This window comes from Ancylobacter sp. SL191 (assembly GCF_026625645.1).
Lineage (GTDB): Bacteria > Pseudomonadota > Alphaproteobacteria > Rhizobiales > Xanthobacteraceae > Ancylobacter.
In genome coordinates this window covers 2,067,465-2,080,805 of record NZ_CP113056.1, presented here as the reverse complement: position 1 = coordinate 2,080,805, position 13,341 = coordinate 2,067,465, and the positions used below count along the sequence as shown (strand labels likewise).

The 13,341-nt window shown below is 69.5% G+C and carries 12 protein-coding genes; all 12 read right to left on the bottom strand.

Annotated elements, in window-relative coordinates; all coding sequences use genetic code 11:
- Positions 1–66: 66 nt before the first annotated feature.
- Positions 67–1,242: an ABC transporter substrate-binding protein gene (locus tag OU996_RS09410; protein WP_267585335.1), complete on the bottom strand. Its 1,176-nt coding sequence runs from the start codon at positions 1,240–1,242 to the stop codon at positions 67–69.
- Between the two features lie 181 nt (positions 1,243–1,423).
- Positions 1,424–2,335, bottom strand: a complete 912-nt coding sequence (locus tag OU996_RS09405; RefSeq protein WP_267585334.1) for a LysR substrate-binding domain-containing protein — start codon at positions 2,333–2,335, stop codon at positions 1,424–1,426.
- A gap of 149 nt (positions 2,336–2,484) precedes the next feature.
- A complete protein-coding gene (locus OU996_RS09400; RefSeq protein ID WP_267585333.1) occupies positions 2,485–3,741 on the bottom strand; it encodes an NAD(P)/FAD-dependent oxidoreductase in 1,257 nt (418 codons plus the stop codon).
- Positions 3,738–4,490 carry a lysophospholipid acyltransferase family protein gene (locus tag OU996_RS09395; protein ID WP_267585332.1) on the bottom strand — a complete coding sequence of 251 codons (753 nt, stop codon included), beginning with the start codon at positions 4,488–4,490 and terminating at the stop codon, positions 3,738–3,740. Before OU996_RS09395 ends, OU996_RS09400 begins: the two co-directional genes overlap by 4 nt.
- 532 nt (positions 4,491–5,022) lie before the next feature.
- Positions 5,023–6,735, bottom strand: coding sequence for an adenine deaminase (gene ade / locus OU996_RS09390; protein WP_267585331.1), 1,713 nt, complete (start codon positions 6,733–6,735; stop codon positions 5,023–5,025).
- The gene (locus OU996_RS09385) at positions 6,732–7,697 is read right to left on the bottom strand and encodes an aldo/keto reductase (RefSeq protein WP_267585330.1); all 966 of its coding nucleotides are present in this window, start codon (positions 7,695–7,697) and stop codon (positions 6,732–6,734) included. Before OU996_RS09385 ends, ade begins: the two co-directional genes overlap by 4 nt.
- A 244-nt stretch (positions 7,698–7,941) precedes the next feature.
- Positions 7,942–8,727, bottom strand: coding sequence for a DeoR/GlpR family DNA-binding transcription regulator (locus tag OU996_RS09380; protein WP_267585329.1), 786 nt, complete (start codon positions 8,725–8,727; stop codon positions 7,942–7,944).
- Positions 8,728–8,843: 116 nt separating this feature from the next.
- Positions 8,844–9,974, bottom strand: coding sequence for an acetyl-CoA C-acyltransferase (locus OU996_RS09375; protein WP_267585328.1), 1,131 nt, complete (start codon positions 9,972–9,974; stop codon positions 8,844–8,846).
- Complete coding sequence (locus tag OU996_RS09370; protein WP_267585327.1) at positions 9,971–11,401, bottom strand: AMP-binding protein; 1,431 nt, start codon at positions 11,399–11,401, stop codon at positions 9,971–9,973. Before OU996_RS09370 ends, OU996_RS09375 begins: the two co-directional genes overlap by 4 nt.
- Complete coding sequence (locus OU996_RS09365; protein WP_267585326.1) at positions 11,401–11,958, bottom strand: biotin transporter BioY; 558 nt, start codon at positions 11,956–11,958, stop codon at positions 11,401–11,403. The genes OU996_RS09370 and OU996_RS09365 overlap by 1 nt, the downstream gene beginning before the upstream one ends.
- Positions 11,955–12,566 (bottom strand): energy-coupling factor transporter transmembrane component T family protein, encoded by a 612-nt coding sequence (locus OU996_RS09360; protein ID WP_267585325.1) that lies wholly within the window; start codon positions 12,564–12,566, stop codon positions 11,955–11,957. The genes OU996_RS09365 and OU996_RS09360 overlap by 4 nt, the downstream gene beginning before the upstream one ends.
- Entirely contained in the window at positions 12,563–13,261 is a 699-nt protein-coding gene (locus OU996_RS09355) for an energy-coupling factor ABC transporter ATP-binding protein (RefSeq protein WP_267585324.1), read from the bottom strand. Before OU996_RS09355 ends, OU996_RS09360 begins: the two co-directional genes overlap by 4 nt.
- Between the last annotated feature and the right edge of the window lie 80 nt (positions 13,262–13,341).

The following is a 13,341-nucleotide window of genomic DNA, read 5'->3' as shown; positions in this document are numbered from 1 at the left end:
AAGGCGGACTTGATCCCCCCTCTCCCGCAGGCGGGAGAGGGCCGTTGGGCTGCAGGGCTGGCGACGTCAGCGCCCGCCGAGCACGGCGATGTAGTCGGAGACCCAGCGGTAATAAGGCACGCAACCGGCGGGCTGGGTGGCGCATTTGGCGACCGGGGTGCGCCAGAAGCGGATCTTCTCGAAATCGCCCATGCCGTTGGTCGCGCAGCCTTCCGCGCCCAGCAGTTCATTGCCCTTGCAGGCGGCGGGAACGGCGGGCACCGAGCCGAACCAGGCGGCGAGATCGCCCTGCACCTTCGGGCTGATCGAGTGCTCCATCCACATATAGGCGCAGTTCGGGTGAGCGGCGTCGACATGCATCATGGTGGTGTCGGCCCAGCCGGTCGCGCCTTCCTTCGGAATGGTCGAGGCGATCGGTTTCTTCTGGCCCTGCAACAGGTTGACCTGGAACGGCCAGGAGGAGGAGGCGACGACGCCCTCATTGGTGAAGTCGTCGATCTGGATCATCGCATCGTGCCAGTAGCGCTGGACGATCTTGCGCTGGGCGCGCAGGAGGTCGAGCGCCGCCTTGTACTGCTCCTCGGTCAGCTCATAGGGATCCTTGATGCCGAGTTCGGGCTTCGTCGCCATGAGATAGAGCGCGGCGTCGGCGATGTAGATCGGCCCGTCAAAGGCCTGGATGCGACCCTTGTTCGACTTGCCGTCCGGCAGCGTCTGTTCCTCGAACACCACGCTCCAGCTCTTGGGCGCCTCGCCCTTGAAGGCTTCCGTGTTGTACATCAACACGTTGGAGCCCCACTGATAGGGCACGCCGTAATGCACGCCATTGACCGTGTGCCAGGGCGCGTCCTGCAGGCGGCTGTCGACCGTGCCCCAGCTCGGGATGAGCTTGGTGTTGATGGGAGCGACCTTCTTGCCGGCGATGAGGCGGAGGGAGGCGTCGCCGGAGGCGGTGACGAGGTCGAAGCCGCCCTCATTCATCAGCGCCACCATCTCGTCGGAAGTGCCGGCGGTCTTCACATTGACCTTGCAACCCGACTTCTTCTCAAAATCGGTCACCCAGTCATAGGCCTTGTCGGTCTCGCCGCGCTCGATATAGCCCGGCCAGGCGACGATATCGACCTGGCCCTCGCCCGGACCGATCGCGGAAAGTTCAGCAGCAACAACGGGTTGAAAGGCAAGCGAGGCGCAGGCGGCGAGCGCCGGCAAGCGCAGATAAGAGGTGAGATGCGACGTCGGCATGATCGTGATCCCTCTGGTTCCCCGGGCGTTTTCCGCCCTTTGAAACCAGTGTGCCGCCGCGATTGCCCCTGCGCCACACCAAAGATCAGAAAGCAGGCATCGGAAAAACCGATGAGTAGGATTTGGGCGGGATTTTGCGGGAGAGCGGGGTTTTTCGTCGTGCAGACAAAGGTTTGGTCGCCTACCGCCCCCGCCCGGCATGGCGCGTCGCGGCCAGAGCGACGAAGCCCGCGGCGGCGGCGGAGAGCGGGGAGCCGCGGCGCCAGGCGGTCGCCACCTCCACCGCCGGCACATCGTCGGTGAGCGCGCGCGCCTCGATCTTGTCGCCTTCGAGCGACCAGGGGCGGTAGGTGAGGTCCGGCAGCACGGCGACGCCCGCCCCGGTGGCCACCAGCGAGCGCACCGCCTCGACCGAGCGGGTGCGGAAGGCGACCGGCGGGCGGATGCCGAGCCGGCGCCACACGACCTCTGAGGCCTCGGCGATTTCATCAATGGTCAGAAGCACATGCGGCTCGCTCGAGAGATCGCGCAGGCTCAGCCGCTCCTGCGCCAGCGCCGGGTGGCCGAGCGGCAGCCAGAGCCGGTAGGGCGAGATTTCCACGGTCTCCGTCTGCAGCGCGCCCGAGCGGCGGTCCTGCGGCAGTACCATCACCGCGACGTCCAGCTCGCCGCCGATCAGCAGATGTTCGAGATAATCACCGGCATCCTCCACCGCCTCCACCGTCACACCGGCAAAGGCGCGGCGAAAGCGGGCGATGAGGTCGGGATAGATATAGCCGGCGACCAGCGGGGTGACGCCGATGGAGAGCCGCCCGCTCAGCGCCGTCGCCTCCGCCCCGGCAAGCGCGCGGCGCGCATCGGCGACATCGCCGAGGATTTTGCGCGCATGGCGCAGGAAATGATGGCCCTTCAGCGTGAGATCGGCGCCGCGCGCGTGGCGTTCCAAGAGTTTGAAACCCAAGTCCAATTCCAGCTCGCGCAGCGCCTCGGTCACCGTCGATTGCGAGATGGAGAGCGTGTGGGCGGCGGAGGACACCGAGCCCTTCTCCGCCACGGCGATGAAATACTGGAGCTGGCGCAGCGAGAAGGCCATCGGAAATTCCGCGCGACGGGGTATTTTCCGATGGTATCAGCCGTCGTTTTTCGACGCCAGAGGCGGGGCGTCACGCGTGGCCAGTCAGTGCAGTCAGGTGGACGATCAGGCCAGTGTGTGCAGGGCAGTGGCCGATCAGGCCGATCCGCTCACTTCGTCAGCAGGCTCTTCAGGTCGAACCCCTCATCGGCCGCTTCCTCCGGGGTGAGGCGCGGCGTGCCGGCGAGCAGGCGACGGCCGAGCATGTGGTCGGCCGGGCGGTTGACGCTCTCGATCGCGGTCAGCCGGCGCTCATGGAAGCGGAACACCGAGAAGCGCCGCGAGGCCGGGTCGCCGCGCAGCACGGCGAGGTCCGTCGGCCCGGCAATGCCGACCATCTGCAGCTTGAGATCGGCCTGGTCGCTCCAGAACCACGGCACGGCGACATAGGCTAGCGCCTCCCCGGCCGGCCCGACCTTGCCGGTCAGCCGGGCGGCGATGGAACGCGCCTGATCGACCGCGTTCTGCACCGATTCCAGCCGCGCCATCATGCCGGCATGCACGCTCGGATAGGCCACCGCGTCGCCCAGCGCGGAGATGGCGGGGTCGGCGGTGGCGAGATGCGCATCGACCACGATGCCGTTCGCGACCTCCAGCCCCGCCTCGGCCGCCAGCTCGACATTGGGCGTGACGCCGATGCCGACCAGCACGAAATCGGCGGGGTAGACGATGCCATCCGTCGCCTCGACGCCGGTGACGTGGCCCGCCTCGCCCACCAGCCCCACCACGCCGGCCCCGCAGCGCAGATCGACACCCCAATTGCGGTGCTCCGCAGCGAAGAAGGCGGACATGTCCGGCGACAGCGCCCGCGCCATCGGCCGCGAGGCGGCTTCCAGCACCACCACCTCATGGCCGAGCGCGCGGGCCACGGCGGCGAATTCCAACCCGATGAAGCCGGCGCCGATCACCACCACGCGGCGCCCGCCGGGCAGTCGCTCCTTCAGGGCATCCGCGTCGGCACGGGTGCGCAGGTAATAGACGCCCGCCAGATCCTTGCCCGGCACGGGCAGCGGCCGGTTGCGCGCCCCGGTGGCGAGGATGAGATGGGCATAAGGATGAACGCTGCCATCCGCCATCCGCACGCGCCGCGCCTCGCGCTCAATGGCGACGGCCCGGCCCTCGACCAGCGTGATCGCATGGTCGGCATAGAAGGCGGCCGGGCGCAGCTCGATCTGCTCGGGGCCGGCCTCGCCCTTCATATAGGCCTTGGAGAGCGGCGGGCGCTGATAGGGCAGGCCCGGCTCGTCGCCGATCAGCGTCAGCGGCCCGGTGAACCCGGCCTCGCGCAGCGAGGCGGCGGCCTGAAAGCCCCCCTGCCCCGCGCCGATGATGACGATGCCGGCCTCGCTGCCTACTTCACCGCTCATGCCTCACCCCCGGCGCCGCGCGCGCCCTTGTCGGAAGAACGCTCAAGCGCCACCAGCCGGTCGCGCTCGTCATAAATGCCGCTGTGCAGCCGTTCCATGAACTCCGCCTCGGCAAGACCCGGCGGGATGGGCGGCAGGAAGGAGACGGTGATCGTCCCCGGCCTTATCTGGAAGCTGCGCGCCAGCCAGAACAGCCCGGCATTGTGCACCATCGGCACGACGGGCAGGCCGAGCGCCTTGTAGAGCAGCACCACGCCGCGCTGGAACTCGCCGCGCGCATCCACCTTCTGGCGGGTGCCCTCGGGAAAGATCAGCAGGCTGCGCCCCTGCGCCGCCGCCTCGCGGCCCTCGCGGAACATCTTCTTCATCGCCGAGCCGCCACCGGCGCGGTCGATGGCGATCATCGGCGAGTGGCGGAGGAACCAGCCGAAGACCGGGATGCGGTACAGCTCTTCCTTCAGCACGATGGCGACATCGGGGACCAGCACGGCGATGGCGATGGTCTCGAAGGTCGACTGGTGGTTGGCGACATAGAGCGCGGGCGTCGCCGGGCGGTTCGCCTCGCCCTGCGTGCGGTAGGCGACGCCGACGAGACGCAGAATGGCCAGCACCCCCTTCGCCCAGAAGCGCGAGAATCCCCGCGTACGCGCCGGCTCGCCCCGCCAGCGGTAATAGGGAATGGTCGGCGCCAGCAGCGCGGTCCAAAGCACCAGCAGGACGAGGAAGATGGCGGAGCGCAGGCGGGACATTTACAGCTTCGCGGAGGGCTCGGGAGACGGGCGAGGTTCGGGCGACGGGTCTAGCAGATCACGCCGGGAGGCGGCACCCTGAAAACCGTCATGAGGGAGCCACCCGGCCGCGACCAACCATCCCCCCACGCTGTCATCCCCGGACTTGATCCGAGGATCCACGACTTCAGCGCGCGATGGCCGAAGACGTGGATCCTCGGGTCAAGCCCGGTCCTGACGTTGGCGAGAGCGATGGGGCTCCCGTTCCCCGGACAAGTTGCGCGCAGCGCAACGCCGATCCGGGGCCCAGGGGAAACCCCGCCGCAGGCGGCTTGACCTCTGAGGAGCCGGGAGAGGTGTCGGCGGAGACTTCGCAGGATAAAGCCAAAGACTCTTGCGCTGGGTCCCGGCTCGCCTTCCGCTGACGCTTCAGGCGTCCGAGACACGGGGTTCATCCCCCACGCTGTCATCCCCGGACTTGATCCGGTCCTGACGGCGTTGGAGGTGGAAGGCGCCCTCTGTTGACGCGATCAGCCGTGACTGACGCCGCTCCCTACCCCTCCACTAGCGCGAAAGCGTCGACGTCGAACATGCCGTGGTCGGTGATCTTCAGATGCGGGATCACCGGCAGCGGCAGGAAGGCCACTTGGAGGAACGGCTCGGCCAGCACGACGCCGAGCGCCTTGGCGGCGGCGCGCAGCGGGATGAGGGCGTCATGCACCTCCTCGAAGGAGCCGGCGGACATGAGGCCGGCGACGGGGAGCGCCAGTTCGGCGGTGACCGTTCCGCCTTCCGCCACCACGAAGCCGCCCTTGATGGCGATGAGCCGGTTGACCGCCACCGCCATGTCCGCCTCGTCCGCGCCGACGACGCAGATATTGTGGCTGTCATGGCCGACGGAGGAGGCGATGGCGCCGCGCTTCATGCCAAAGCCATGCACGAAGCCACAGCCGATATTGTCGTTCTTGCCGTGGCGGGCGACGACGCAGACCTTCACCGCGTCCTTGGCGAAATCGACCTGCTTCTCGCCGTCGACCACCGGCAGGTCGAAGGTGAGATCCTCGGTGATGATGCGGCCGGGCACCACGCCCATCACCCGCGTCGCCGGCGTGGTGGCGGGGATGCGGAAATCAGCCGCCGTGACCTCGCGCGCCTTCATCGAATCGAGCCCGACCGGCTCCACCGCGCCGCGCGTGGCGAACAGCGCGTCCGTCACCAGCCGCCCGGCGGAGATGACCTGACGCACCGAGCAGGACTCCAGATCGTCCAGCAGCACGATGTCGGCGCGGCGTCCCGGCGCGATGAGGCCGCGATCGGTGAGGCCGAAGGCATTCGCCGCCGACCAGCTCGCCACGCGGTAGACATGGTGCAGCGGCGCGCCGCGCGCGATGGCAGTGCGGATCATGTAGTCGAGATGACCTTCCTCGGCGATGTCCAGCGGGTTGCGGTCATCGGTGCAGAAGGCGAGGAAGGCGGAGGTGTCGGCGGTGATCAGCGGGATCAGCGCGTGCAGATCCTTGGAGACCGAGCCCTCGCGGATCAACACCGTCATGCCCTTCATCAGCTTCTCGCGGGCTTCCGCCAGCGCGGTCGCCTCATGCTCGGTGCGGATGCCGGCGGCGATGTAGCCATTGAGGTCGCGGCCCCCAAGCAGCGGCGCGTGGCCGTCGATCCGCCCGTCGGAGAAGGCGGAGAGCTTGGCGAGGACGCCGGCCTCCTTGAACAGCACGCCGGGGAAATTCATGAACTCGGCGAGGCCGATGCCGGAGGCGTGGCCGGTAAGGGCGATGAGGTCGCCCGCGTCCAGCTCGGCGCCCGAGGTCTCGAAGGCGGTCGCCGGCACGCAGGAGGAGAGCTGAACCCGCAGATCCATGATGGTGCGCTCGGCGCAGCGCTGGAAATAGCGGATGCCCTCGGCGCCCAGCACATTGGCGATCTCATGCGGGTCGCAGATCGCCGTGGTCACGCCATGCGGCAGCACGCAGCGGTCGAATTCCAGCGGGGTGACCAGCGAGGATTCGACATGAAGATGCGTGTCGATGAAGCCCGGCACGGCGAACAGGCCGGAGCCGTCGATCTCATGCGTGCCCTCATAGCGATCATAGGTGCCGACGATCCGCGCGCCGACGATGGCGATGTCGGTCTCGGTGATCGCGCCGGTGATGACGTCGAGCAGGCGGACATTTTTGACAACGAGATCGGCCGGCGCGACGCCGCGCCCGGCATCGATGAAGCGGCCGATCTCGGCGGGGGAGAGCTTGCTCATGCGGCATCCTTCCAGCGGCTGGCGGCGTCCAGCTTGTCGATCTCGGCCGGGGTGAGGTCAAGCGTGGCGGCGGCGATGAGGTCACCGAGCTGTTCGGGGCGGGAGGCGCTGGCGATGGCGGCGGTGAGGCTCGGGCGCGCCATCACCCAGGCGAGCGCCACCTGCGCCGGGCTGACGCTCCGTGCGGCTGCGACCTGATCGAGCGCGGCGAGGATACGGTCGCCGCGCGGGTTGAGATAGGTCGCGACCACCTCCTCGCCGCGCGCGCTCTTGGCGGCGTCGGCGGGCGTGCGGTACTTGCCGGTCAGGAAGCCGGCGGCGAGCGAGAAATAGCTGATGACGCCGAGCCCGTTGCCCCGGCAGATCGGCTCCAGCTCGGCCTCGAAGCCGGCGCGCGCGTAGAGATTGTACTCCGGCTGCAGCGTCTCGTAGCGCGGCAGCTTCTCGCGCGCCGCCACCGCCAGCGCCTCGAACAGCCGGGCGGGGCTGAGGTTGGAAGCGCCGATGAGCCGCACCTTGCCGGCGCGGATCAGCACGTCATAGGCGCCCAGCACCTCCTCGAACGGGGTGTCCGGGTCGTCCCAATGCGACTGGTAGAGGTCGATATAGTCGGTCTGCAGCCGGGTCAGCGAGGCCTCGACGGCGCTCGCAATATAGTCGGGCGCGAGGCAGACCTTGCCGCGCCCCATGTCGGAGCCGACCTTGGTGGCGATGGTGAGCTTCGCGCGGTTGCCGCGCGCCTTCATCCAGCGGCCGATGATCGCCTCGGATTCGCCGCCCTGATTGCCGTCCGCCCAGCGCGAATAGACGTCCGCCGTGTCGATGAAGGTGAAGCCGGCCTCGACCAAAGCGTCGAGCAGGCGGAAGGAGGTCGCCTCGTCGGCGGTCCAGCCGAACACATTGCCACCAAAGCACAGCGGCGGGACCAGAATGTCGGAGCGGCCAAGACGGCGCAGTTCCATGGGTCAATTCCTCCGGCAGTTGGGCGGCGGAGTGTAGGGCAGGACTGGCCGGGCGCTAACCACCCCTGTGTTGTATCTTCGCCGGGGTGGTCCGACGCGTGATACCGGGAGCGCCGTCATGGCCGGACTTGGTCCGGCCATCCACGACTTGGCCGGGTTCGGGCAGCAAGAAATTCGTGGATCCCCGGGCTGATCCCCGGATCAAGTCCGGGGACGGGGATGACGATGGGCGAGCCTCCGCCCCCTAGAACGCGTCCTCGTCGCGCGAGCCGACCTCTATCAGCTCCACAGCGTCGCGGGCGCAGACGTCGCGCAGCGAGGGGGAGGAGACGACATCGGTGACGAAGGTGTCGATCTCCGCCATGGCACCGATGCGCACGGGCGCGGTGCGCTCGAGCTTGGAGCGGTCGGCCACCAGAATGACCTGCCGGGCATTGTCGATGATGGCGCGGGCGACCTGCACCTCGCGGTAGTCGAAATCGAGCAGCGTGCCGTCCTCCTCGATGGCGGAGGCGCCGATCACCGCATAGTCGACGCGGAACTGGCGGACGAAATCCACCGCCGCCGAGCCGATCACCGCGCCATCGGCATGGCGCACCGGGCCGCCGGCCATGATCAGCTCGATCTTCGGGTGGCGGTAGAGCAGCGTCGCGACATTGAGGTTGTTGGTGATGACCAGCAGGTCTTCATGGTCGCCCAGCGCGCGGGCGACCTCTTCCGTCGTCGTGCCGATATTGATGAACAGCGAGGCGCGGTTCGGCACCATGTCGGCGGCGGCCTCGGCGATGGCGCGCTTGGCACCCTGTGCCATGGCGCGGCGGGCCTCATAGGCGAGGTTCTCGACGCCCGAGGCAACCACGGCCCCGCCATGCACGCGCGACATCAGCCGGCGCACGCAGAGATCGTTGAGATCCTTGCGGATGGTCTGCGGCGACACGTCGAAGCGCGACGACAGATCCTCGACGCTGACGCGCCCCTGCGCCCGCGCCAGCATCAGAATGTCCTGCTGGCGTGATGAGATCGCGTTCATTCCGGTGCGTCCGCCATTCCCGTAGGTCCGCTCCTGCCCCCGCGCCGGCGCGACGTCCGAGAGAATGATTCCAGTCAGCAATCCTGCACAACCGGAGGCCGCACGCAAACAAAGGCTTAGCTGCGCTGCAGCATCAGCGCGCTGCCGAGACCGCCGGCAGCGGCGATGGCGGCAAGGCCCAGAGCCTCCGGCTTCTCCCGCGTGAGTTCGTGGAACAGCCGCACCGCGAGGATGGCGCCGGACGCGCCCACGGGATGGCCGCGCGCCAGTGCCCCGCCGCCCCGGTTGAGCGGCTCGCCCCGCAGATCGAGATGGCGCCGGTTCTCCAGAAGCTGCGGCGCGGAGGCTTCCATCAGTTCGAGCACGGCGAGCACGTCGAGTGCGCTTCCCGCCTGATCGAGCACCGCCCGCACTGCCGGCACCAGCGCGTCATAGGGCCGCTCAGGTGGACCGCCCGCCGACGCTGACGCCGTGACGATACAGGAGGGCAGGCCAAGGCGCTCCGTCACCTTGGCGGAGACGATCAGCACGCCGGCGGCCGCATCCGCCTCCACCGCAACCGTGGTGGCATCGAGCGCGCAGGCGCCCTCGCCGGCGACGAGAGGGGCCCGCGCGGCGAGGCGAGGGGTGAGGTCGCGGGTAAAGGCGTCGTGGTCGAGCCCGGCCACCGGCACGATCTCCGCCGCCATGCGATCGCGGGCCGCGCGGGCCTTGGCGTGGCTGTCCACCGCGACGCCATGCTGGGTGGCACGGTCAAAGCCGCGCTCGGCGGCCAGCGCCGCCATCGCTTCCAGCATGTCGGGGTCGGCATCCGGGAAAGGGCTGAAGGGCGGGCGCTCATAAAAGGCCGGCGCCTCGTCCGTCCCGCGCGGACGGCGGGCGCGCAGCGGCGCGCGACTCCAACTTTCCACCCCGCCGGCCAGCACGATCTCCGCCGCGCCGCTCGCGACGAGCTGCGCGCCGAGCGCGATGGCGTCGAGCCCGGAGCAGCATTGCGTGTCGAGGGTCAACGCCGGCACCCGCGCCGGAATGCCGGCCGCCAGCGCGGCGAGACGGGCAACATTGCCGCCGCCGGACAGCGCATTGCCGAGGATGACATGGCCGACCGCCTCGGGCGGGATGCCGGCATCGGCGAGGCACGCGCGCAGCACCGGGGCGGCAAGATCATGCGCCTCCACCGCGTTGAACGCGCCGCGCCGGGGCGCCACCGCGGTGCGGCGGGCGGCGAGGAGATAAGCGCCGCTCATCGGCCCAGCCTCGCGTGAGACAGCCTCGCGCGCGCCATCTCCTCCAATGCCCGCAAATCCGCCTTGCCGCCGGAGGTTCGCGGCCAGTCGGCGAGCGCCAGGAAGCGGCGGGGGATCTTGGCGGCGGGGAGAAAGGCGCGGCATTGGGCGCGCAGCGCGGCAACGTCAGGCCCCTCGGCTGGGAAAATCCCGCGCAGCACGGCGACGAGTTCGACGCCGCGCAGATCGTCGGCCATGCCGAACACCGCCGCCTCCTCGATGCCGGGCAGGCGTGTGAGCACCGCTTCCACCTCCTCCGGGTAGACATTGAGCCCGGCGGTGACCAGCATCCGCTTTTCCCGGCCATGCAGATAGAGGAAGCCGGCCGCGTCCAGCCGTCCATGGTCGCCGACGCTCATGAAGCCGTCGGCATGGCCGAGTTCCGCGCTGCCGCCGCAGGCATAGCCGTCGAACAGCAGCGTCGAGCCGACCCAGATGGCGCCGGCCTCGCCCGCCGGCAGCTCGCGCCCCTGCGCGTCGCGGATGGAGAGGGTGACGCCATGGGCGGCGCGGCCGACCGAGCCGGGCGGCACGGGCTCATTCGGGTGGGCGATGGTAACGAAGGAGAGTTCGGAGGCGCCGTAGAATTCGCCGATGGCGGCGCCGGGGAACAGCCGCTCCACCGCCGCGCGGGTGTCCGCCCGCCATTTGGCGCCGGAAATGAGGATCAGCCGCACGCCGGGGCAAGGGACGCCCTGCCCCGCCTCCACCAGCATCTGCAATTGAGTGGGCGTGAGATAGAGCACGCTCACCGCTTCCCGCGCGATGAGGCGCAAGGCGCGGCGGGGATGAAAGGCGCGCATCATCACCGCCCGCGCGCCGATATGCAGCGCATGGACGATGGCATAGAGGTGCAGCGAGGCGGCGAGGCCGCCGGGGGCCATCACCACATCGTCGGGCGTGAGGCCGAACTCGACCGCCGTGACGGTGAAGCTGTCGATCCAGCTGCGATGGCTGCGCCGATACCCCTTCGGGATGCCGGTCGAGCCGGAGGTGAAGCCGACATAGAAGGGCGTGTCGGGTGTCGGCGGCGCGGGCGGGGGACCGGGCGTGTCGTCGAGGGCCGGGGCGGCGTCGAGCGTCAGCGCCGGGGCGAGCGCGGCGTCGATGGCAGTGCGGGTCGAAGACGGCCAGCCGGGATCATAGACCAGCGCCTGCCGCCCGCTCACCGCGCAGGCGAAGAACAGCTCCACCAGCGCGGGATCATTGACCATGGCGAGCGCGATGCCCGCGCCCGGCGCGGTGCGGGCGCCGAGCCAGCGGGAGAGGCTGTCCACGCGGGCGGCGAAGGCGGCGCGGGAAAGGCGCTCGCTGTCGCACACCAGCGCGACACGCTCCGGCGCGACAGCGGCGAGCGCGGGCAGCGCCGCGCCGATGGTGGTTTCCATCAGGCGTTGCGCGAGAGCAGCGCCTCCGGCAGGCCGCGCGCCACGGTCTGGGCGACCAGCGCGGTCAGCACCGCCTTGATGGCGTCGCCGGGGATGAAGATGAGGCAGGCCTTGGTGGCGTCGAGCAGGGAAAGCTGCGTCTTCAGCGCCATGCCGACAATGCCGAAGGCGTAGAGCACGACGATGCCGCCGACGACGGAGGCGACCAGCGCCGCCGGGAACACCGGCGCCTTGCGCAGCGCCTGCATGATCGCGCCGGCGACGATGGCCGCCGCCACCCAGCCGAACAGAAAGCCGACCGAGGGGCCGAAGAACACGCCGAGCCCGCCGCGCCCGCCGGCGAGGATGGGCGCGCCGAGCGCCACCACGAACAGCATCAGCGCCATCGCCGCGCCGCCGCGCCAGGCCCCGAGCATCACGCCCGCCAGCATCGCGCCCATGCTCTGCGCGGTGATCGGCACGCCGCCGGCGAGCGGAATGTCGAATTTGGGCAGCAGGCCGAGCACGGCGAAGATCGCGGCGTAGAGGGCGATCTGGACGAGCGAGCGATCCTTCATCGGCGGGTTCCTCTCGGGGCACCGCCACGCGCGCTCAGCGCCTCGGCGGTATGATGGGACAGGCGGAGCGTCTGGATACAGAACGGCGCCAGCAGACGCCAGCCGCCGCGTTTTCCGCTGCGGGCACGATAGCTCTCGTTCAGCGCTTCCCACAGGGCGAAAAGCAGCGGGATGAAGCGGATCATCATCGCCACCATCAGCGCGAGCGCGCGCGGTGAGAGGCCGACCCAGGCGAGCGGGCGCAGGAGCGGCTCGATCGCATCCATCATCGCGTCCATGCGCGTGGTCATGGTCACGGCGTTGGCGAGCAGGATCATGGCGACGAGCCGCGCCAGCACGGCGAGGCCGGTGGCGATGTCGCCATTCCAGGCGTGGAACAGCAGCAGGAGGACGAAGAGCGGCCACATGGCGCGCAGCATCACCAGCTGACGCAGCGCGGCCTTCCCGAGCGAGGCATAGAGCGCGAGCACGGCGAGGATGAGCGCGCTCATTACCGGCAGGTTTTCCAGCGGCGCGATAAGCAGGCTGATCAGCGCCAGCGCCGCGAGTTTCCAGCCGGCGGGGACGGCGTGCAGCCAGGTGCGCTCGGCGAGATAAAGCGAGATCACGCCGGTGCCTCGGCAAAGGCGCGGTAGGCGGCGAGCACCTCGGTCGGCGGCCCGTCCATGCGCACGCGGCCCTCGTCCAGCCAGAGCAGCCGGTCATAGCCGGCGAAGGCGTCGAGTTCATGCGCCACGAGAACCACCTGCTGCGGCAGGGTGGCGATGAGCGCCTCCAGCCGGCGGCGGGTGGGCAAATCGAGGCTGGAAAACGGCTCGTCGAACACGATCACCGCCGGCTCCATCACCAGCACGGCGATGATGCACAGAAGCTGCTTCTCGCCTTCCGACAGCGCATGGACCGGCCGCTCGGCCCAGCCCGCGCGGCCGAAGCGGGCCAGCGCCGGCACCGCCCCGTCGCGCGCCTCGCGCCGCGAGCGGCCGGCCTGTTCGAGGCTGAAGGCGATCTCCTCGGCGACCGTCGGGAAGATGATCTGGTGGTCCGGGTTCTGGAAGATGAAACCGACTTTGCGCGGCAGCTCGGCCGGGCTCTCGGCGGCGTTGATGCCGTGGACGGTGACGCGGCCTTTGTCCGGCGTCAGCAGCCCGTTGAACAGGCGCACCAGCGAGCTCTTGCCGGAGCCATTGGTGCCGATCAGCCCGATCCGCCGCTCGGACAGCGCGAGCGACACATCGTCCAGCACCACCCGCCCGCCGCGGGTGAGGGTGACGTGATCGAGCAGGATCGAGGGCGGCTGCGGCACGGGGCTTGTCCGGCTGGCGACGAAAGGGTCTCGCGCCGCCTTATGGAACCGGCAAGGCCTGCTGTCGATACGCCGCCGGT

Coding starts and splice junctions, on each gene's coding strand:
- OU996_RS09410 (WP_267585335.1), bottom strand. CDS start 1,242: ATGCCGACGTCGCATCTCACCTCTTATCTGCGCTTGCCGGCGCTCGCC.
- OU996_RS09405 (WP_267585334.1), bottom strand. CDS start 2,335: ATGGCCTTCTCGCTGCGCCAGCTCCAGTATTTCATCGCCGTGGCGGAG.
- OU996_RS09400 (WP_267585333.1), bottom strand. CDS start 3,741: ATGAGCGGTGAAGTAGGCAGCGAGGCCGGCATCGTCATCATCGGCGCG.
- OU996_RS09395 (WP_267585332.1), bottom strand. CDS start 4,490: ATGTCCCGCCTGCGCTCCGCCATCTTCCTCGTCCTGCTGGTGCTTTGG.
- ade (WP_267585331.1), bottom strand. CDS start 6,735: ATGAGCAAGCTCTCCCCCGCCGAGATCGGCCGCTTCATCGATGCCGGG.
- OU996_RS09385 (WP_267585330.1), bottom strand. CDS start 7,697: ATGGAACTGCGCCGTCTTGGCCGCTCCGACATTCTGGTCCCGCCGCTG.
- OU996_RS09380 (WP_267585329.1), bottom strand. CDS start 8,727: ATGAACGCGATCTCATCACGCCAGCAGGACATTCTGATGCTGGCGCGG.
- OU996_RS09375 (WP_267585328.1), bottom strand. CDS start 9,974: ATGAGCGGCGCTTATCTCCTCGCCGCCCGCCGCACCGCGGTGGCGCCC.
- OU996_RS09370 (WP_267585327.1), bottom strand. CDS start 11,401: ATGGAAACCACCATCGGCGCGGCGCTGCCCGCGCTCGCCGCTGTCGCG.
- OU996_RS09365 (WP_267585326.1), bottom strand. CDS start 11,958: ATGAAGGATCGCTCGCTCGTCCAGATCGCCCTCTACGCCGCGATCTTC.